This window comes from Deltaproteobacteria bacterium RBG_16_64_85, assembly GCA_001798885.1.
GTDB lineage: Bacteria > Desulfobacterota > Deferrimicrobia > Deferrimicrobiales > Deferrimicrobiaceae > FEB-35.
This window is the reverse complement of record MGQW01000049.1, coordinates 7,518-8,734: the sequence shown is the minus strand read 5'-3', so window position 1 is coordinate 8,734 and position 1,217 is coordinate 7,518. Positions and strand designations below refer to the sequence as shown.

Annotated in this window: 3 pseudogenes (2 of these 3 cut by a window edge); 2 read left to right on the top strand and 1 reads right to left on the bottom strand. The window is 52.1% G+C overall.

The window, feature by feature from the left end:
- Positions 1 to 566, bottom strand: a pseudogene (locus tag A2Z13_09270) (ATPase).
- A gap of 126 nt (positions 567 to 692) precedes the next feature.
- Between A2Z13_09270 and A2Z13_09265 the strand changes: the two are divergent.
- Positions 693 to 1,217, top strand: a pseudogene (locus A2Z13_09265) (hypothetical protein) (it continues 48 nt past the right edge of the window).
- Positions 1,213 to 1,217, top strand: a pseudogene (locus A2Z13_09260) (hypothetical protein) (it continues 178 nt past the right edge of the window). The pseudogenes A2Z13_09265 and A2Z13_09260 overlap by 53 nt, the downstream one beginning before the upstream one ends.

Below are 1,217 nucleotides of genomic sequence, written 5' to 3'. Positions count from 1 at the left end.
ACGCGGGGATACCCGCCGTAGTTCAGGTACTCCAGCAGCAAATCCTCCGAATGGGTTTTTTCCAGCGCGAAGAAATCCGGCAGGCGGTCCGTGTACCGGTAGCCGGTCCGGAAGTCGACGAATTCGCGCAGGGAGAGCGGGTACACCTCGTAGACCCGCTTCCGTCCCAGCATGGACTCCTTGATCTTCGCCTTCAGGTCGACGCTTCCCGAACCGGATGCGATGAACTTGTACGGCAGCCCAAGGTCCTGCATCCCCTTGAGGAACAGGCCTGCGTCCTCTCTGCGCTGGATCTCGTCGAGGAAGACGAAGCCGGGGCCGCCGCCGATTTCCAGCTCGATCTTTTTCCGCAGGCCCTGCTGCGAGGCGAAATGGGCGCGGTCATGGTCGTAATCCAGGCTGAGGAAGAGGGTTTTTTCGCCCGCGGCGTCCAGTTCCCCCTGGACAATCTTCATGATGGTGGTTTTGCCGGCCTGCCGGGGGCCGATAAGGAACGCGATCTCCTCACGGCGGATATCCCTCCGGATCTCTTCCAGGATGGTGCGTCTTATAGTTATTGGAGACATCACTTTGATATTAGCAGGAGAAATCAAGAAGTAAAGTTTAAAATTGGCACATAACAAAGCGTCCGATCCGCTGTATGGATAATTCCGGTTGAAGAATATATTCGGAATGAAACGGGGAGGATTACTATGGACAAACGATCCTTGTTATCTTTGTCCCTGCTAATCCTGTTCGGTTGCGCTGCGCCGAGACCGGAACCTGTGGTGAAGATACCTGTAAATGTCAGAACGACCGAAAGTGTCGATACGTTTTCTCCCGGGAACATCCAAGTCAAGACCGTTGGCGAAACGATGGTGGAGCGCTCGAACTTGATATTAAAGAAGGGGTTTATCGCAAAGGCGGATCGGCGGATAAAATTGCGGATGGCAAGCGGGCTCGAAAAAACCATCGACATATCCAAAGGACAAACGGTTACGTGTAATTACATACTGAAGGATGGCAGTTCCGTTTGTTCGGGCATTTCACTGGCGGACCCTGGAATCATCAGGCCTGCATATTTGTATTATTATCAGTTTATCATTGACGAATCCGGGAATCTTATTGGATTGATGGATTCAATAACCAATGATCCGGTCCCGATTGATAATGTCGCCAAATTTTTGTTCGGGAAAACGGATATCCCACAACCGGGTTCGTACAAACGGGAACTTGTC